General features: G+C 65.7%; 19 protein-coding genes. 9 read left to right on the top strand and 10 right to left on the bottom strand.

The genetic code is table 11. The annotated features are described in order from the left end of the window. Positions 1 to 53: 53 nt before the first annotated feature. Positions 54 to 878, top strand: coding sequence for a histidinol-phosphatase (hisN, locus tag MH112_RS13905; protein WP_296568809.1), 825 nt, complete (start codon positions 54 to 56; stop codon positions 876 to 878). On the opposite strand, the gene MH112_RS13910 is transcribed toward hisN, so the two are convergent. Both MH112_RS13910 and MH112_RS13915 read right to left on the bottom strand, forming a co-directional pair. Beyond that, on the bottom strand, positions 853 to 1,824 hold the full coding sequence (locus MH112_RS13910) for an alpha/beta hydrolase (protein WP_296568813.1): 972 nt from the start codon (positions 1,822 to 1,824) through the stop codon (positions 853 to 855). The two genes, hisN and MH112_RS13910, sit on opposite strands and share 26 nt — an antisense overlap. 11 nt (positions 1,825 to 1,835) lie before the next feature. Beyond that, on the bottom strand, positions 1,836 to 2,144 hold the full coding sequence (locus tag MH112_RS13915; protein WP_296568816.1) for an SCP2 sterol-binding domain-containing protein: 309 nt from the start codon (positions 2,142 to 2,144) through the stop codon (positions 1,836 to 1,838). Between the two features lie 138 nt (positions 2,145 to 2,282). Between MH112_RS13915 and MH112_RS13920 the strand changes: the two genes are divergently transcribed. Beyond that, a complete protein-coding gene (locus MH112_RS13920; protein WP_296568818.1) occupies positions 2,283 to 2,894 on the top strand; it encodes an MSMEG_1061 family FMN-dependent PPOX-type flavoprotein in 612 nt (203 codons plus the stop codon). Between the two features lie 6 nt (positions 2,895 to 2,900). On the opposite strand, the gene MH112_RS13925 is transcribed toward MH112_RS13920, so the two are convergent. Together MH112_RS13925 and MH112_RS13930 are read right to left on the bottom strand one after the other, a co-directional pair. Further along, positions 2,901 to 3,779, bottom strand: coding sequence for a methyltransferase (locus MH112_RS13925; RefSeq protein ID WP_296568820.1), 879 nt, complete (start codon positions 3,777 to 3,779; stop codon positions 2,901 to 2,903). 3 nt (positions 3,780 to 3,782) lie between these two features. Beyond that, on the bottom strand, positions 3,783 to 4,628 hold the full coding sequence (locus MH112_RS13930) for a methyltransferase domain-containing protein (RefSeq protein ID WP_296568823.1): 846 nt from the start codon (positions 4,626 to 4,628) through the stop codon (positions 3,783 to 3,785). A gap of 218 nt (positions 4,629 to 4,846) precedes the next feature. On the opposite strand from MH112_RS13930, the gene MH112_RS13935 reads away from it, so the two are divergent. Beyond that, entirely contained in the window at positions 4,847 to 5,302 is a 456-nt protein-coding gene (locus MH112_RS13935; protein WP_296568825.1) for an Hsp20 family protein, read from the top strand. 93 nt (positions 5,303 to 5,395) lie between these two features. On the opposite strand, the gene MH112_RS13940 is transcribed toward MH112_RS13935, so the two are convergent. The 4 genes from MH112_RS13940 to gpmA all read right to left on the bottom strand — a co-directional run bounded on the left by MH112_RS13940 (position 5,396) and on the right by gpmA (position 9,244). Then, positions 5,396 to 6,652: a pentapeptide repeat-containing protein gene (locus tag MH112_RS13940; RefSeq protein ID WP_296568828.1), complete on the bottom strand. Its 1,257-nt coding sequence runs from the start codon at positions 6,650 to 6,652 to the stop codon at positions 5,396 to 5,398. Positions 6,653 to 6,747: 95 nt separating this feature from the next. Next, positions 6,748 to 8,010 (bottom strand): pentapeptide repeat-containing protein, encoded by a 1,263-nt coding sequence (locus MH112_RS13945; RefSeq protein ID WP_296568830.1) that lies wholly within the window; start codon positions 8,008 to 8,010, stop codon positions 6,748 to 6,750. Between the two features lie 65 nt (positions 8,011 to 8,075). Further along, complete coding sequence (locus MH112_RS13950; RefSeq protein WP_296568832.1) at positions 8,076 to 8,534, bottom strand: bifunctional diaminohydroxyphosphoribosylaminopyrimidine deaminase/5-amino-6-(5-phosphoribosylamino)uracil reductase RibD; 459 nt, start codon at positions 8,532 to 8,534, stop codon at positions 8,076 to 8,078. After that, on the bottom strand, positions 8,531 to 9,244 hold the full coding sequence (gene gpmA / locus MH112_RS13955) for a 2,3-diphosphoglycerate-dependent phosphoglycerate mutase (RefSeq protein WP_296568833.1): 714 nt from the start codon (positions 9,242 to 9,244) through the stop codon (positions 8,531 to 8,533). The genes MH112_RS13950 and gpmA overlap by 4 nt, the downstream gene beginning before the upstream one ends. A 121-nt stretch (positions 9,245 to 9,365) precedes the next feature. Here gpmA and MH112_RS13960 point away from each other — a divergent pair, with 121 nt between their 5' ends. From MH112_RS13960 to MH112_RS13975, 4 genes are all read left to right on the top strand, one after another. Then, the gene (locus MH112_RS13960) at positions 9,366 to 9,611 is read left to right on the top strand and encodes a hypothetical protein (RefSeq protein ID WP_296568836.1); all 246 of its coding nucleotides are present in this window, start codon (positions 9,366 to 9,368) and stop codon (positions 9,609 to 9,611) included. Then, entirely contained in the window at positions 9,608 to 10,576 is a 969-nt protein-coding gene (locus MH112_RS13965; RefSeq protein ID WP_296568839.1) for a KpsF/GutQ family sugar-phosphate isomerase, read from the top strand. The genes MH112_RS13960 and MH112_RS13965 overlap by 4 nt, the downstream gene beginning before the upstream one ends. A 95-nt stretch (positions 10,577 to 10,671) precedes the next feature. Continuing rightward, positions 10,672 to 12,174, top strand: coding sequence for a phosphomannomutase/phosphoglucomutase (locus tag MH112_RS13970; protein WP_296568841.1), 1,503 nt, complete (start codon positions 10,672 to 10,674; stop codon positions 12,172 to 12,174). Positions 12,175 to 12,231: 57 nt separating this feature from the next. Next, positions 12,232 to 13,536, top strand: a complete 1,305-nt coding sequence (locus tag MH112_RS13975) for a UDP-glucose/GDP-mannose dehydrogenase family protein (RefSeq protein WP_296568843.1) — start codon at positions 12,232 to 12,234, stop codon at positions 13,534 to 13,536. 22 nt (positions 13,537 to 13,558) lie between these two features. Here MH112_RS13975 and MH112_RS13980 read toward each other — a convergent pair whose 3' ends face one another. Next, complete coding sequence (locus MH112_RS13980; protein WP_296568845.1) at positions 13,559 to 13,720, bottom strand: hypothetical protein; 162 nt, start codon at positions 13,718 to 13,720, stop codon at positions 13,559 to 13,561. A gap of 126 nt (positions 13,721 to 13,846) precedes the next feature. After that, a complete protein-coding gene (glmM, locus tag MH112_RS13985) occupies positions 13,847 to 15,199 on the bottom strand; it encodes a phosphoglucosamine mutase (RefSeq protein ID WP_296568847.1) in 1,353 nt (450 codons plus the stop codon). A gap of 125 nt (positions 15,200 to 15,324) precedes the next feature. Between glmM and glmS the strand changes: the two genes are divergently transcribed. Both glmS and MH112_RS13995 read left to right on the top strand, forming a co-directional pair. Beyond that, positions 15,325 to 17,148, top strand: coding sequence for a glutamine--fructose-6-phosphate transaminase (isomerizing) (gene glmS, locus MH112_RS13990; protein WP_296568850.1), 1,824 nt, complete (start codon positions 15,325 to 15,327; stop codon positions 17,146 to 17,148). Between the two features lie 106 nt (positions 17,149 to 17,254). After that, complete coding sequence (locus MH112_RS13995) at positions 17,255 to 18,124, top strand: UTP--glucose-1-phosphate uridylyltransferase (RefSeq protein WP_296568852.1); 870 nt, start codon at positions 17,255 to 17,257, stop codon at positions 18,122 to 18,124. Positions 18,125 to 18,142: the final 18 nt, after the last annotated feature.

Below are 18,142 nucleotides of genomic sequence, written 5' to 3' on the forward strand. Positions count from 1 at the left end.
CGGTCCCGCGCAGGCGGGATTTCGCCGGGCGGCGGGGCAGGCTACAGGAGGGCATGCTGAGCCCTGATCGTCTGCCCGCCCTCGAGGACTTCCTCCTCGCGCTCAACCAAGCCGCCGCCGATGTGGCCCTGCCCCTGTTCCGGGCCGACCATGGTCTGGAGAACAAGGGCGGCCAGCCCGGCCTCAACGCCTTCGATCCCGTCACGGCGGCTGATCGCGGGGCGGAGGCGGCCATCCGGCGGCTGATCAGCCAGCACTTCCCAGACCATGGGGTGATCGGCGAGGAGTACGGTGAGGACCGCCCGGACGCCGAGTTCGTCTGGGTGCTCGACCCCATCGACGGCACCCGTTCCTTCATTTCCGGCCTGCCCCTGTGGTGCGTGCTCATTGGCCTGCGCCATCAGGGCCGTCCCGTCCTGGGCTCCATCGGCCAGCCCTATCTCGATGAAGTCTATCTCGGCCATGCCGGGGGTTCGCGGCTGGTGGCCCGGGGGGCGTCCCGGCCTCTGAAGGTACGGGCCTGTCCCAAGCTGACCGATGCCGTCATCGCCACCACCGACCCAGAAGCCTGTTTCAACGGCGCCGAACTGGGCGCCTGGACCCAGGTTCGCGCTGCCGCCCGTCTGGCCCGTCTGGGCCTGGATGCCTATGGCTACGCCATGGTGGCGGCCGGCAGCATGGACATGGTGATTGAGGCCGGCCTCAAGGCCTGGGACATCGAAGCCGCCATTCCGATCATCGAAGGGGCCGGCGGCCTGGTCACCGACTGGCGCGGCGGGCCCGTCGGGTCCATGGGCGGCCAGGTGGTGATCGCCGGCGACCAGGCCTGCCTGGACGAGGCCCTGGTCGCCCTCAGGCGCTCGGCGACGACGGGCTAACCACCTTCGCCGCCAGGGCGTCGAACTCGGCCCAGAACACCGCGCGCTTGTCGTCGGTCTCCATCAGGATCTCGTGCAGGGCCCCCTTGACCACCACCAGCTTGCCCTGGGGCAGGCTGCGCGCCACCTGGTCCTGGGCGGCATTGTCCACCAGCTTTTCATCCTCGGCCTGACAGATGATCACCGGGATGTTCACCGACGCCAGATTGGACGGTCTGGCGAAGACGGCCGCAGACCGCAGGGCAAAGTCCAGCCACCCCCAGGTGGGCGCCCCCAGCGCCAGGTCCCGGTGCGCGGCGATCAGGGCCCGGCCCCTGGCGAACCGCACCCGGTCATGGGTCAGCACATTGTCATCGAAGGTGTCGTCGAAGGGCTTGCCGGGGTCGCCCATGCAATAGTCACCCCCCCGACCGGTCAGGCGGTTCCAGCCCGCCAGCAGCCGCACCGCCTTGGGATAACGCCCGACCCGCAGCCCCAACATCGGCGCCGACAGCACCGCGCCGGCGAACCTCGGGGCCTGCCCCTTGGCCAGGGCCAGCAGGGTCAGGCAGCCCCCCATGGAGTGGCCCACCGCAAACCAGGGCTTGGGAAGCCGCTCTTCATAATGCGCCAAAAGGGCGTCGAAATCGGCCAAAAAGGGCTCAAAACCCACCGCATGACCCTTCAATCGGTCGTCGGAAAGGTCCCTGTGCGAAAGCCCCTGGCCACGCCAGTCATGGGCCAGGACCACAAAGCCCCGCAGGGTGAGATCCTCGATGGTCTCGAAATACTTTTCGATCGCCTCGGTCCGCCCGCCGCTCAGCACAACCGTGCCCCGAGCCTTGCCCCGGGCCGGAAACAGGGCCGCCCGCAGCCGCGCCCCCTTGGCGCCGGTAAACCACTCGGCCGCTCCCCCCGTGGGGACGGGGGCGGCGGGAATGTCGATGAGCGGCGCCGATTCGGTCATGGGTGGGTCCTTCAGGCGGCCTGGGAAAAAAGGGTCTGGATCTGAGACTGCATGGACATGGCCAGGCCCATATTGGACATGCGCATCCGGCGGCTCATCAGGGCGGTCATGGGGTCCAGGCGACGACGGCCAAGCGCCACCACATCGTCCAGGCTGATGGTCACCACCAGATCGGCCGGGGCGTCCTGATTGGTCACCACCGCCCCATCGATATGGATGAAGCCCGCCCCCTTCAGGTCGATCTTGACCACATGGGACAGGGGCACACCGGCCCGAAGGGTGTCTGCGATGCGGGTGGTGAGCTGTTCAATCGTGGCCATCGGACCTCTCAGACGGGAGCGGGAGATTGGCCCGCCCCCGGCGCGAAGTAAACAAACTGCCCCGCCGCCGTGCGCCATGGACAGGGCGGCTGGAATGGACCAATAATTGCGAGTAACTCGCAAATCCAAGGAAGCGCCATGCGCCGGCTTTCTCTCGAAGATCTCGACCAGCTCTATCGGGCCCCTGGGAAGCTGGTGATGGACAAGGTCCTGGACCATGTGGAGCGCCATGGCCGAGCCTTCATCGGCCATTCGCCGTTCTGCGTGGTGAGTTCGGCAGGCCCCGGCGGCACGGTGGACGTTTCGCCTCGGGGTGGCGAGCCGGGCTTTGTGCAGGTGAGCGAGGACGGCAAAACTCTGTTTCTGCCCGACCGACCGGGGAACAACCGCCTGGACACCCTGCGCAACCTGCTGGCCGGGGACGGTCAGATCGGGCTGATGTTCATGATTCCGGGGTTTGACGACGTCTACCGCGTCAATGGCAGGGCCAGCGCCACTGATGACGGGCCCCTTCTGTCGTGCTTCGAGGAATTTGGCCGGTTGCCCAGGCTGGTGCTGATGGTCGAGGTTCAGGAGGCCTTTATCCATTGCCCCAAGGCGATCATGCGCGGACGGCTGTGGGATCCTGAAGCGCGTATGGAGCGCAGTGTCCTGCCCAGCGGAGCGGAAATGATCTCTGACCAGCTGAACCTCGGCAAGCTGCCGGTGACCAATGAACAGATCATCGACAGCTATCGCCAGCAGCTGTGAGGCCGCTCAGGTGGGCTTGATGAACCGCAGGGTCATCCGGTCACTTTCGCCAATGGCCTCATAGGGGCTGCTGTCGAAACTGGGGTCGGCCGGTTGTCCCCTGGGCGCAGACAGCCGGACCGGCGGCAAGGTCCAGACCCCGAAGGGATGATCCTTGGTGTCGCGGGGATTGGCGTTGATCTCGCTGGCCTCGTTCAGCAGGAAGCCCGCCTCCTGCACCAGACGGATGACATAGGCCTGGTCCACATAGCCATCCGCCGCTGTGGGATCCTGCACCCCCCCAGGATTGGCCCGGTGCTCCACAACCCCGAATGCACCACCGGGTTTCAAGGCAGCGAAGGCGTCGGCAAAGGCCTTGTCGGCGATACCCGCAGCCATCCAGTTGTGAATATTGCGCGCCGTCAAAACAAGGTCGGCCGTACCGGCTGGCGCCACTGGGCCGCTGGTGGGGCCAAAGGCGGTAATCTCCACATCCCCATAGAGCCTCGGACGGGAACGCAGCTTCTGGCGATAAGCCTCCACGATCTCGGCGGCGGCAGGATCGTTGGGTTGAAGATTGGCGGCGTAGAGCTTTCCCCCTGAGGCCGCCAGGAAGGGGGCCAAAATGTCCGTATACCAACCGGCTCCGGGCCACATCTCAACCACGGTCATGCCGGGCTTGAGCCCAAAGAAGGTCAGGGTCTCCTGGGGGCGGCGCCAGATATCCCTGGCCTTGTCCTGAGCCTCACGCCAGTCGCCGGCCACGGCCTCTTCGAGGCTCATGGCCGACGCTGGGGTCGAAGGCGGGGCCTCCTCGGCCCGGTTACAGCCGGCGAGGGCCGCTGCCCCACCGGCCGCGAGGCCGGAGAGCAGCAGGCCCCGCCGGGACAGTCTCGGCGCCTGCACGGATCAGGACGGCTTGACGAAGCGCAGGGTCATGCGATCGCTCTCGCCGATCGCGTCATACTTGGACCGGTCGAAGTCCGGATTGGCGGGCTCGCCCCGGCCTGCGGTCTGGCGAACTGGCGGAAGGGTCCAGACGCCGAACGGATGGTCCTTGGTGTCCTTGGGATTGGCATTGATCTCACTGGATTCGGCCAGCTTGAAGCCTGCCTTTTCCGCAGCGGCAACGACAACGGCCGTGGCCATGTAGCCGTCCCGGGCCCCCTCGACCTGCGGCCGCGGATCGGAGCGGTGCTCTTCCACGGCCAGCACGCCGCCTGGCTTAAGCACGGCGAAGAAGTCTGCCAGGGCCTTATCCAGCATGCCCTCGCGCCAATACCAGTTGTGGAGGTTGCGCGCCGTCAGGACCATGTCGGCCGAGCCGGCCTCGCCCAGGGGCTTGGAAACCGCGCCGAAGCCCACATAGGTGATGTTGCCAAAAACATTGGCGTCGGCGTAGCGGGCGGCAAAGGCCTCGCGGCCCCGTCGGCCCGCCTCGGTCACAGCCGGGTCTTCCAGATCGGTCACCCCGGCCACATAGGCACCGTTGGTGGCCATGGCGTAGGGCGCCAGGATTTCGGTCCAGTAGCCACTGCCCGGCGAAATCTCGATCACCGTCTGGCCAGGCTTGAGCCCCCAGAAGGTGAGGCTTTCATAGGGATTGCGGGCGGGGTCCCGGGCCTTGTGGGCCTCCGTGCGCTGCGCGCCATCGACGGCGCCGCGCAGGGCAGTGTCCTCGGCCTGGGCGGCCGAGCCGAGAATTAGCGCCCCGAGGGCGCCCGCGATCAAGGCGGGGAACTTGTCGTGAAACATGGTCTGGAGCTCCGGCAAGTCGTTGAGGCGGTGACCCTAGTGGGGTTGGCTGATCTGGCAAGGGCGTTGCGCACACAAGGTCTTGAAACCCGCACAACCCACCCCAAATCTACCTCGAAGGCGCTGGACCTCCGGGCCTTCCGATCGCTGACGAGGCCATAACGGCTCGCCAAAGATCGACCCCGCAACCTTGCTTAGACAAGAAGGATGTGACGCAAATGCGTACCCTCGATTTTTCCCCGCTCTATCGCTCCGTGGTCGGTTTCGACCGTCTGGCTGGCCTGCTCGAAACGGCCGCCGCTGACGCCGCCTCGGGCTATCCCCCCTACAATATTGAGCGCACGGGCGAGAACGCCTATCGCATCGAGATCGCCGTGGCCGGCTTCCGATCTGAGGAATTGGCCATCGAGGTGAAGGAAAACCTGCTCACCGTCCAAGGGCGCAAGGCCGCCAATGAAGAGGCCCGCCGCTATCTGCATCGTGGTCTGGCTGAGCGGGACTTCGAGCGGCGGTTCCAGCTGGCGGACTATGTGGTGGTGAGTGAGGCGGCCCTGGCGGACGGCCTGCTATCCATCTCGCTCCGCCGCGAATTGCCAGAAGCCCTGAAGCCTCGGCAGATTCCGATTACCTCCGCTGCCGCAACCCCCCTGATTGAGGGTGAGCAGGCCGCCTGAGCCTGAGACAGCGGCACTGTGAGACGAGGGCGGCGCTGCGATGCGTCGCCCTTTTTTCAGGTGTGGCGATCCATCAGACCCTGAGCGGCTGTCTCAAGGAGGGCTGAGGCCCAGAGCCAAGGTCATATCGGCACCGCGCAGGCTGACGCCTCGCATCAAGGCACCTTCGAAATTGCACCCGCGCACGTCGGCTTCATCGAGAATTGCCCCGGTGAGATCGGCACCCTGGGCCTTTACATAGCGCAGCTTGGCGCTGTGCAGGTCACCGCGACTGACCCGATCTGCGCTGATTGGCAGAGGCCCCAGTACCGCCTCCCGCAAATCAGCCTTGATCAGCTTCGCGCCGGCGAGCTTGGCACCGCGCAGATCGGCACCCCGCAGGCAGACCCCGCGCATGTCGGCGTTCTCCAGATTGGCGCCCTGGAGATGGGTGCCTGTGAGGTCCATGCCGACGAGGATCGCACCCCGGGCGCTCATCACAGACAGGCGCAGATTGCGAAGACGTTGATCAAGGGGGCGCACGTCCAGTCCGTCGAAACAGGCCGGGGTCCCTTGCTTGCCCCCGGTCTTGCACCAGGTCTGATTGGCGATCGCCATCTCATAGAGCTCATCGGCCCGGGCCATTGCCTCGGCGTTGGGCGCTGAAAGGTTGCCTTCGATGATGGCACCGGAGATGCGGGCCGTGCGGATATCCACCCCGGTCAGGATTGCGTCCACCAAACGGGCCCCTTCCAGGTTGGCCCCGCCCACATCTGCCCCCTCCATGCTGGCGCCTTCGAGATTGGCGTCCTTGAGGTTGGCCCGGTTCAGCTTGGCGCCGCGCATGGAACAGTCGGTGAAGTCGGTGGCGAAGGCCGTGACATCCTCCATCTGCGACCCGTCGAGCGTGGCCCCGCTAAGCTTGGCATGATCAAGCTCGCCGCTGCGCTGATGGTGGATCAGAGAAGTAAGTCCCTTGGAGGGATGCGGCATCGCCACCTGTCCCACGCGGAAGTCAGCCTGGGTCAGATCGGCCTCGCTCATATCGGCCCCACGCAGGCAAGCGCCCCGCAGGTCGGCCCGGGACAGATTGGCCCGGCGAAGGTCAGCCTTGCGCAGATCACAGCCAAACAGATTGGCCCGAGAGAGGTTGGCCCCCGTCAGCCGCGCGCTGTCAAAAATGGACGATGAGAGATCGGCGTCTTGGAGATTGGCGCCCGCCAGATCAACGCCTGTGAAGTCGATGAACCGCATCGAGGCCAGCTTTCCACCGGGGCGTCCGGTGATGAAGCGCTCGTGAGCGGACAGGATCATCTCGATCTCGCCGCGAGACAGCTTGCGACGGCCTGATAGCGCGATGGCGGCTGACACAAGAAGGCTCCCGTATGGTTTCCGAACCCGCGACCTTTAGACGCATAAGAGCAACTCAAGGGTTAAGAGACCCCAGATATCCGAGCGGCGAGACCCTAAATTAAGTCATCGAGCCCGCGCGCACCGCCACGTCGGGCGCCTGTGATGTTCACCTGTTTGAGCTGGGCACCGGTAAAATTCGCCCGGGAGAGGTCCGCATCCTGCAAAATCGCCTGGCGCAGGTCAGCGCGAGCGCAGTCGGTGTTTTTCAGCGTTGCCCCCGAAAGGTTGCAGGGCAACAGGCGGTCAGAGCCGATCAGCAGCGGTCCCATCTGAGCATCCCGCAGATCGGCACCTGAAAGCTTGGCGTTGACCAGCCGGGCCCCGCGCAGATCGGCCCGACGCAGATTGCAGGCCCGCAGGTCAGCGCCTTCCAGCTGCGCGCCCTGGAGCTGAACACCTTCCATGTCCAGCCCGTAGAAGACGGCACCCTTGGCCGAAAGGGCGGTGAGGTTAAACCCCCGAATGGTCTCAAGGGCCCGGAGGTCGGCACCGTCGAACACCGAGGGATTGCCCTCGCCACCGCCGGTTTCACACCAGCGGGCATGTTCACGGATCATGGTCTTGTAGGGCAGGTCGGAGACTGCGAGCCCAGACGGGGCGTCGGTCAGCACCCCCTCCATTTCCGCCTTGCTGACGTTCCAGGAATAGGTCTTGGCCCCTACCAGGATGGCGTCGCGCAGATCGGCACCTGCCAGATCCGCCCCTGAGAGGTCAGCGCCCTGCAGATTGGCACCGGACATATTGGCCTGTTTGAGATTGGCCCGGACGAGCTTGGCGTCCTTGAGAATGGCATCGGAGAAGTCAGCTCGGGCGGCCATGACTCCAGACAGCCGCGAGCGCTCCAGATTAGCCCCGGCCAGCACCGCGCCCTGCACCTCCCCCGGTCGCGCCATGTGTTCGAGGATGCGCAGTCCCTTGTCTCGATCCGCCGCCGCAATGGACCCTTCCCGCAGATCGGCCTCGAAGAGATCGGCGCCGGTGAGATTGGCACCCCGTAGGCAGGCCCCGCGCAGATCGGCCCGGCGCAGGGACGCCTCGGTCAGATCGGCATTCTGCATGTCGCAGCCAAACAGATTGGCGTTGTCGAGCTTGGTGCCCTGCAATTGGCAATCGTTCAGACAGGCCCCAAGAAAGTCCGCATCGGAGAGATTGCGTCCGCGCAGGTCCAGACCACTGAGATCTTTCCAGGCGAACACCGCCCGGGCGCCCCCAGGACGGGAGGTCCACAGGCGATCATGGCGCGCACAGACTGCATCCACCTCAGCCTGAGTCAGGCATCGCAGTTCGGGGACGGAGGTCGGACGGGAGGCCAGCATCGTGCGCCATCGTGAAGTCGAGGCTTCAACGTTAGCGCGGCAAGATTAACGAGCCCTTCGCAGGGTTAATCTTGTGTAGGCGAGGCATCGGCGGGCCGATAGTCAGTGTAGAGCGACTGGGCCTCGGCTTTCAGGCACCCCAACTGAACCTCAAGGCCTGCAGCTGCCAGCAGAGCCAGACCCTGGCCATCGGCATAAGGACTGGGATCGCGGCAGGCGACGAACACCTGACTGACCCCGGCTTCAACCAGGCGCTGGGCGCAGGACGCCGCCCCCGACGACCGCGCGCCGCAGGGCTCCAGGGTCACATAGGCCACTGCGCCCCGGGCCTTGGAGCCAGCGGCCTGGAGGGCCAGCTCTTCGGCATGGGGGCGCCCGCCGATCCCGGTGACGCCCTCCCCAAGAACCTCGTCGTCGGAGACGATGACGCAGCCCACCGAGGGGTTCTCAGCCGTCTGACCCAGATGGCGCTGCGCCAGAGCTATGGCCTGGCGCATATGCGTCTCGTGGGCGGCCTGGCTCACGGCAGGGTCGGCAGGGGCTGGGCGCGGCTCTCGTCCAGATATCGGGCCGCCACCGGGGTGAGGGTGTTCGACAACTGGATCAGCAGGGGGTTTCCAGTGGGAATTTCCACGTCGATGATCGCGGCGTCGTCCAGGCCAAACAGCAGCTTGACGATGGCCCGCAGGGAATTGCCGTGGGCCGCCACCAGCAGGGTTTCGCCGGCCGTCAGGCGCGGGGCGATCTCGTCCTGCCAATAGGGCTGAACCCGTTCAAGGGTGGTCTTCAGGCTCTCAGTCAGCGGCAGGACCGCGCCGGCATAGCGGCGGTCGCCCGCAAAATCATACTCACTGTCGGCGCTCAGGGCCGGCGGTGGGACATCATAGGAGCGCCGCCAGATCTTGACCTGGTCATCGCCGTGCTTTTGAGCCGTCTCGGCCTTATTGAGGCCGGTCAGCCCGCCATAGTGGCGCTCGTTCAGACGCCAGTCCTTGACCTCGGGCACATAGGCCTGGCCGGCCGCGGCGAGGGCCAGCCAGCTGGTGCGGATCGCCCGGGTCAGCACCGAGGTATAGACCCGGTCAAACTGAATACCGGCCGCCTGGATCAGCTCTCCGCCCTTGGTGGCCTGAGCCTCGCCCTCGGCGGTCAGGTCCACATCCACCCAGCCGGTGAAGCGATTTTCCAGGTTCCAACGGCTCTGGCCATGGCGGAGCAGGACAAGGGTCGGCATGGGGCATCTCCTGGGTCGGCGGGGTCGCCCGTTCGGCTAGGGCGCGGCTTGAGCGTCGTCAAGCCGCCACGTCTGCCTAGGACATGGCCGAGGCCGTCAGGAGCGGCTATAGCGAACCATAATGCTTGATCGCTTGTTCTTTCCGCTGTCGGCGCTGGCCGCCGCCCTGATCATCGCCCTGGCCCTCGTCTGGCCCCAGGGCATAGGCGCGCGCTCGCCTGGACCCTTCGGCCACGAGCCGATCCTGCAGAGCCCAGAGATGCAGGCGGCCATGCAACGCCAGACCGAGGCGTCTCAGAAGCGGATCAATCAGGCCCGTGAAACCATGCGCGGGCTGCAGGCCGAAGCGCTCGCGGCCCAACCATGAGCGCTGATTTTGACGCCGTCGCCGTCGGTCGCCGGGTGCTGGCCGCAGAGGCCGCCGCCCTGAGCCAGCAGGCCGAGGGCCTGGGTGAGGCCTTTGTTCAGGCGGTGAACATTCTCTATGCCGCCAAGGGCCGGATCGCCTGCACTGGCATTGGCAAGTCTGGGCATGTGGCGCGCAAGATCGCGGCCACCTTCGCCTCCACCGGCACAGCGGCCTTTTTTGTCCACGCCTCGGAGGCCAGCCACGGGGACCTGGGGATGATCGGCCAGGAAGACGCCGTCCTGGCGCTTTCCAAGTCCGGCGAAGTGCGCGAACTCGCCGACATCCTGGCCTATGCTAAGCGATTCAAGATCCCGCTGATCGCCCTGACGGCAGCCCCCGGCAGCGCCCTTGGGCAGGCCGCCGACGTGGTGCTGCGCCTGGCCGATGCGCCGGAGGCCACCGCCGAGGTCAGCGCCCCGACCACCTCCACCACCCTGCAGATTGCCCTGGGCGACGCGCTCGCTGTGGCGCTGTTGGAACGGCGGGGGTTCACGGCCAAGGACTTCAAGACCTTCCATCCCGGCGGCAAGCTGGGCGCCATGCTGCGCACGGTAGGGGACCTGATGCATGGGGCGGCCGAGCTGCCCCTGGTCAGCCAGGACACTCCCATGCCTGAGGCCCTGCTGATCATGACCGAGAAGCGCTGGGGGATCGTCGGGGTCACCGACGGGGCTGGTCGGCTGGTGGGCGCCATTACCGACGGCGACCTGCGCCGCCACATCGAAGGTCTGCTGACCCAGACCGCGGGCCAGGTGATGACCGCAGGACCCAAGAAAACCGCCCCTCCGAACATGATGGCGTCTGAGGCCCTGGCCCTGATGAGCGATCCGGCGCCCCCGGTCACCGTGCTGTTCGTGGTGGAAAACGACCGCCCTGTGGGCATATTGCACGTCCATGACCTGCTTCGGGCCGGTGTCATGTAGCAACTGTCGCGGAGCGCCCTTAGGGCGTACGCAACAGGGTGGCCTTCCGGCCCTCCACTCGCCAAAGCTGTTGACCACCCACCTGCGGAGTTCAGATGCTTCTCGCCCCCAGCGCCGATCTTGTCCCCAATACCCTCGCCTATGAGAACCAGCCGCTGGTGAAAGCCACAGGCTTTCGGGAGTACGATGCGCGGTGGCTGTTTGGCCCAGACATCAACCTGCTGGGTGTCGAAGCGCTCGGCATGGGGCTGGGCACGCTGATCCGGCAGATGGGTCAGACGAAGATCGTGGTCGGCCATGATTTCAGGTCCTACTCCCTGTCGATCAAACAGGCCCTGACCCTGGGACTCATCCAGGCCGGCTGCGAGGTGCTGGACATCGGCCTGGCGCTGTCGCCCATCGCCTATTTCGCTCAGTTCGACCTGGACGCCCCCTGCGTCGCCATGGTCACCGCCAGCCACAATGAGAACGGCTGGACCGGGGTGAAGATGGGTGCCCAGCGGCCCCTGACCTTCGGACCCGACGAAATGGGCCGCCTGAAGGACATCGTGCTGGGCGGCAAATGGGAGCTGCGTCCTGGCGGCAGCCTGACCCACGTCGCTGGCGTGGCTGAGCGCTACATCGCCGACGTGGCCGCTGGCGTCAGCCTGAAGCGCCCGCTCAAGGTGGTCTGCGCCTGTGGCAATGGTACGGCCGGCGCCTTTGCCGCCGAGGGCCTGCGCAAGATGGGCGTGGCGGTGGTCTATGAGATGGACTGCGAGCTGGACTGGACCTTCCCGCGCTACAATCCCAACCCCGAAGACCAGGAAATGCTGCACGCCATGGCTGAGGCCGTGCGCCAGTATGGTGCCGACTGCGCCCTGGGCTTTGACGGCGACGGGGATCGCTGCGGGGTGGTGGACGACGAGGGCGAGGAGATCTTCGCCGACAAGATCGGCCTGATGCTGGCCAGGGATCTGTCGGCCCTGCACAAGGACGCCACGTTCGTCGTCGATGTGAAGTCCACGGGCCTCTACGCCACCGACGAAGTGCTGGCCGCCAACGGCGCCAAGACCGTCTACTGGAAGACCGGCCACAGCTATATCAAGCGCAAGACCGCCGAGCTCGGCGCCCTGGCCGGGTTCGAAAAGAGCGGCCACTTCTTCTTCAACGACCCCATCGGCCGGGGCTATGACGACGGCCTGGTGGCCGCCGCCGCCATCCTGGCCATGCTGGACCGCAATCCGGACAGAAAGCTGTCGGACCTCAAGAAGGCCCTGCCGGTAGCCTATACGTCCCTGACCATGTCCCCCCACTGCGCCGACGAGGAAAAGTACGGGGTGGTCGACAAGATCGTCGCCGAGTACGAGGCCCTGCGGGCGGCGGGCGGCACGATCCTAGGACGTAAGATCGTTGATCTGATCACCGTCAATGGCGTGCGCGTGGCGCTGGAGGACGGGTCCTGGGTGCTGGTCCGGGCCTCGTCCAATAAGCCGGAAATCGTGGTGGTGGTGGAAAGCACGCATTCGGCCGACGACATGCGCGCCCTGTTCCACAAAGAGGTGAAGCCCCGCCTGGGACAGCACCCGCAGGTCGGCAGCTACAACCAGGAAATCTAACCGACCCTAGCCCTCGCGGCGGCGGTTTCAGCGATTGCAGGACTTAAGGACCAACCCATGCAAGTGGCGATGATCGGGACGGGTTATGTGGGCCTGGTGAGCGGGGCGTGCTTTGCTGACTTTGGCCATCAGGTGACCTGCATCGACAAGGACGCGGGCAAGATTGAGCGCCTGCGCCAAGGGGGCATCCCGATCTTTGAGCCGGGCCTTGAGGGTCTGGTGGCGCGCAATGTGACGGCAGGCCGGCTGTTCTTCGACACCGAGGCCGCCGAGGCGGTGCGCAGTGCTGATGCGGTGTTCATCGCCGTGGGCACGCCGTCGCGGCGTGGCGATGGCCATGCGGACCTCTCTTACGTCTATGCGGCGGCCGAAGAGATCGCCGACCTCATGGAGGGCTTCACCGTGGTGGTGACCAAGTCCACCGTGCCGGTGGGCACCGGCGATGAGATCGAGAAGATCATCAAGGCCAGGCGGCCGGACGCGCAGTTTGCCGTGGTGTCCAACCCGGAGTTCCTGCGCGAAGGCGCAGCCATCGAGGATTTCAAGCGCCCCGACCGGGTGGTGGTGGGTCTGGAGGATGAGCGGGCCCGGCCGGTGATGAGCGAGCTTTACCGGCCGCTTTATCTGAACGAGACCCCGATCGTGTTCACCGGCCGGCGGACCAGCGAGCTGATCAAGTATGCGGCCAACGCCTTCCTGGCCATGAAGATCACCTTCATCAACGAGATGGCTGATCTCTGCGAGGCCGTGGGTGCTGATGTGCAGCAGGTGGCCAAGGGTATCGGCCTGGACGGACGGATCGGGGGCAAGTTCCTGAATGCCGGTCCTGGCTATGGCGGTTCATGCTTTCCGAAAGACACCCTGGCGCTTGTGCGCACCGCCACCGACTTCGGCGCGCCGGTGCAGCTGATCGAGGCCACGGTGCGGGTCAATGACCAGCGCAAGAAGGCCATGGCCGACAAGGTGGTGAAGGCCATGGGCGGGGATGTGCAGGGAAAGCGGATCGGGGTTCTCGGCCTGACCTTCAAGCCCAACACCGACGACATGCGCGATGCCCCGAGCCTGGACATCATTCCGGCCCTGCAGGCGGCCGGTGCCGTGATCACGGCGTTTGATCCGGAAGGCGAGACCGAGGCGCGCCACCTGCTGCCGGGCGTCACCTTCGCCGCCGAGCCCTATGCTGTGGCCAAGGACGCCGACGCCATCGTGATCATCACCGAATGGGATGAGTTCAGGGCGCTGGATCTAGACCGGATCAAGGCCGACATGGCCGCTCCAGTGCTGGTCGATCTGCGCAATATCTACCGGCCTGACGATGTACGCCGCCAGGGCTTTGACTATGTGAGCATCGGGCGGGTCTAAGGCCCGCCTGAGATGGGGCCGGTCAGCCCAGCGGCATCAAACCCATAATCTGCTGGACGATCCAGAGTGCACCAGCCCAGAAGGCCAGGCTGAGAAGGGCGACGAAGGCCAGGCAGGCGATCGAGGCGGGGCCCCGATTCCCAGTCCCTTGCCCGCGCTCCGCCGTAGCGGTGTTGCGAGACATGCGTTTCTCCCAGTCGATCTTGTGTCTTCGACCCGGTCGAGCGGGTCGAACGTTACGAGACTGACATAAACCTGGGAGACTGAACAGGGTTTCTGAAGTCCAAACCCAAATCGGTGACAATAGGTCTCAGGCTGCGGCCTGTCGCACCACGCCGGCGATCTCGTGGACGATCTCGAAGATCAGTTTCTCATCGTCACCTTCAGCCATGATACGAATCAGCGGCTCGGTGCCGGACGCCCGCACCAGCAGGCGGCCACAGCCGTTCAGGCGCTTTTCGGCACTGGCGATGGCTCCCTTGACGCTGTCGGAGTCCAGGGGGCGGCCACTGCCAAAGCGGACGTTTTCCAGCAGTTGCGGCACCGGCTCGAACTGGCGGGCGAGCGCGCTCATCGGCTTGTCGGACTCCTTGAGGACGGCCAGGACCTGCAGGGCCGCCAGCAGGCCATCGCCAGTGGTCGAAAAGTCCGACAGGATCACATGGCCCGACTGCTCGCCGCCGAGATTGAAGCCGCCCTCGCGCATGCGCTTCATCACCGAGCGGTCGCCCACGGCGGTCCGCTCCAGAATCAGGTCTCGGTCGCTGAGGAAACGCTCAAGGCCCAGATTGGACATCACCGTGGCCACGACGCCGCCGCCGGTCAGTCGGCCGCGAGCCGCCCAGTGCCCGGCGATCATGGCCATGATCTGGTCGCCGTCGACCACGTGGCCCGTCTCATCGCAGATCACAAGACGATCGGCGTCTCCATCCAGGGCAATGCCGATATCGGCACGATACTCCCGCACCATCCGCGCCATGGCTTCCGGGTGGGTTGAGCCGCAGTCATTGTTGATGTTGAAGCCATTGGGCTCCACCCCCAGGCGGATGACCTCGGCACCCAGCTCGTAGAGGGCGGTAGGGGCCACCTTATAGGCCGCCCCATTGGCGCAATCGATGACGATGCGCAGGCCGTTGAGGCTGAGGCGGCGGGGGAAGGTGGCCTTGGCGATTTCCACATAACGGGCCTGGGAGTCATCGATCCGCGCCACTCGACCCAGCGCGTCCGGCGCCGCAAGTCGCTCCTGCAACCCCTCGTCCATCAGGGCCTCGATCTCCAGCTCTCGGGCGTCGGAGAGCTTGAAGCCATCGGGACCAAACAGCTTGATGCCATTGTCGGAAAAGGCGTTGTGCGATGCGCTGATCATGACGCCGAGATCAGCCCGCATGGAGCGGGTCATCATGGCGACGCCCGGGGTGGGCATGGGGCCCAGCAGGCGGACATCCATGCCCACGCTGGTGAAGCCGGCCACCAGGGCGGGCTCGATCATATAGCCAGACAGTCGCGTGTCCTTGCCGATCACGACCAGATGGCGTCGGGCGTCCTGGGACATGAACACCTTGCCCGCCGCCATGCCGACCCGAAGGGCGACCTCGGCGGTCATGGGATGGCGGTTAGCCTCCCCCCGGATGCCGTCAGTTCCAAAATAGGTGCGCTTGGTCATGGTCGGACTCACGAAACGATCGGAAACCCAGATTTAGTCGACGCGGCGTTTGCGAATGCTAAAGGCGGCGCATGGCCAGACATTAGGCGTGTCGGAGCCATCCGGCAAAACGTGAGGTTCAGGCCATGTGCGGCATCATTGGCATTGTCGGCAAGACCGACGTTCAGGACCGGCTGGTGGAGAGCCTGCTGCGCCTGGAATATCGCGGCTATGACTCCGCCGGGGTGGCGGGGGTTACGGGCACAGGGCAGGTCGAGCGCCGCCGGGCCAAGGGCAAGATCCGCGCCCTGCAGGACGTGCTGGCGGCCGAGCCCCTAGTGGCCAAGGTGGGCATTGGCCACACCCGATGGGCGACCCACGGGGCACCTTCGGAGCGTAACGCCCATCCCCATACGGCCGGCAGGGTCACCCTGGTCCATAACGGCATCATCGAGAATTTCGCCGAGCTGCGGCGGGAGCTGGAGGCTCAGGGGCGGACCTTTTCCAGCGACACCGACACCGAGATCATCGCCCACCTGCTGGACAGTCAGCTGCAGGCGGGCCTTCCGCCGCTCAAGGCCCTGAAGGCCACCCTGGACCGACTGACCGGCGCCTATGCCCTGGCGGTGCTGATCGCCGGCGAGGATCAGGCAGTGTTTGGTGCCCGGCGGGGCAGCCCCCTGGTGGTCGGCTATGGCGTAGGCGAGATGTTCCTGGGCTCCGACGCCCTGGCGGTCGGCCCCTTCACCAACCGTGTGGCCTATCTGGAGGAGGGTGACTTCGTCCGCATCGACCATGACAAGGCCGAGATCTTCGATGCCGCGGGCGAAGGCGTGGTCCGGGAGGTCAAGCAGCTCGCCCAGGCTGCAGCCCTGGTAGAGCGGGGCAACTACCGGCACTTCATGGAGAAGGAAATCCACGACCAGCCCGAGGGGTGCCAGCGCACCATCGCGGCCTATGTGGACACCTTGACCAGCCGGGCCGCCATTCCCGGGGGGCTGGATTTCGCTAGCCTGGAGCGCATTCAGATCGTCGCCTGCGGCACCTCTTATATCGCCGGCATGATCGGCCGCTATCTGATCGAGCAGCTGGCCGATCTGCCGGTGGACGTGGAGATCGCCTCGGAGTTCCGCTACCGCCAGCCCGCCCTGCGGCCCGGTGCCCTGGTGATCGCCATGTCCCAGTCGGGGGAAACCGCCGACACCCTGGCGGCCCTGCGCTACTGCAAGGCCCGGGACATGCGCAGCGCCGCCATCGTCAATGCCACCGAATCCACCATCGCCCGGGAGGTGGATGTGGTGTGGCCGATCCATTGCGGGCCAGAGATCGGGGTGGCGTCGACCAAGGCCTTCACCGCCCAGGTCAGTGTGCTGATCGCCCTGGCCATCGCCGCGGCCAAGGCCCGGGGCAGGATCGATGCGGCCGAGGAGGCCCGGCTGGTCAAGGTGCTGCTGGGCGCACCCCGTCTGATGGCTGAGGCCATCGGCCTGGAGGACGCCATCAGCGCCATCGCCACCGAGATCGCCAAGGCCAAGGACGTGCTCTATCTCGGCCGAGGGCCCATGTCGGCGCTGGCCCTGGAGGGCGCGCTGAAGCTCAAGGAGATCAGCTACATCCATGCCGAGGGCTATGCGGCTGGCGAGCTGAAGCATGGCCCTATCGCCCTGGTGGACGACCAGACGCCGATCATCATCCTGGCACCTTATGACTCCTGGTTCGAGAAGTCGGCCTCCAACATGAGCGAGGTCATGGCCCGGGGCGGCCAGGTGGTGTTCATCACCGACACTGAAGGGGCCAAGCATGCGCCGGACGGGGCCAAGGTGGTGGTCACAGCCCCCTCCTCCGACCCTCTGGTGTCTACCCTGGTCATGTCAGCCCCCATCCAGCTGCTGGCCTATCATGTGGCCGTGCAGAAGGGTGCCGACGTGGATCAGCCGCGCAACCTGGCCAAGTCGGTCACCGTCGAGTGACATGATCCTGGGCTAAGCGCTCCAGGCCCATGGGATTTCATCCGACGGTGGTGGATTTCCCCCGCGCCCTCGTCTAGCGAGTTGGGCGGCATGGACGGAGGACGGGATGACGAGGCGGGTTCGTAAGGCGGTGCTGCCGGTGGCGGGACTGGGGACGCGGGTGCTTCCCGGGGCCAAGACGACCCCAAAGAACATGCTCAACGTCTTTGACCGCCCCATCCTGTCCTATGTGATCGAGGAAGGCCGGGCGGCCGGTATCGAGCACTTCGTCTTTATCGTCGGGCGCGGACAGGGCGCGATCGAGGACTATTTCGACGCCGCCCCTGAAATCGAGGGTGCCCTTGAGGCCAAGGGTAAGACCGACATCCTGGCCGAGGTGCGCCGGGACCTGCCCAAGCCCGGCCAGATGAGCTTCGTGCGTCAGATGGCCCCTTTGGGTCTGGGCCACGCAGTCTGGTGCGCCCGCGACATCATCGGTGACGAGCCCTTTGCCGTCATGCTGCCGGACATGCTGATGGCAGCCGATCCTGCGGCGCTAGCGCAGGCTGTCAACGCCCACAGCGAGGTCGGCGGGAACATCGTGGTGGTGGAGCCGGCACCTGAGGGCGAGGCCCACAAGTACGGCATCGTCGACCTGGAAAGCCAGACTGGCCGCCTCAACCGGATGCGGGGCATGGTGGAGAAACCGGCACCCGGCACTGAGCCTTCGAACCTGTTCATCAGTGGGCGCTACGTGCTGCAGCCCGAAATCTTCCCGCTGCTGGAAAAGCAGGGCAAGGGCGCCGGCGGAGAGATCCAGCTGACCGACGCCATGGCCGAGCTGATGAAGCTACAGCCCTTCCATGCCCTGGAATATGATGGGGTAACCTATGACTGCGGCGACAAGCTTGGCCTTCTGCGCGCCAATGTGGCGTTCGCCCTGCGTCATCCCAGCCTGGGTCAGAGCGCCCGTGACGTAATCAGCGCCCTGCTCTGAGGCGGTCACTCACCACAT

The organism is Phenylobacterium sp., from assembly GCF_022402485.1.
In the GTDB taxonomy this organism is placed as follows: Bacteria; Pseudomonadota; Alphaproteobacteria; order Caulobacterales; family Caulobacteraceae; genus Phenylobacterium.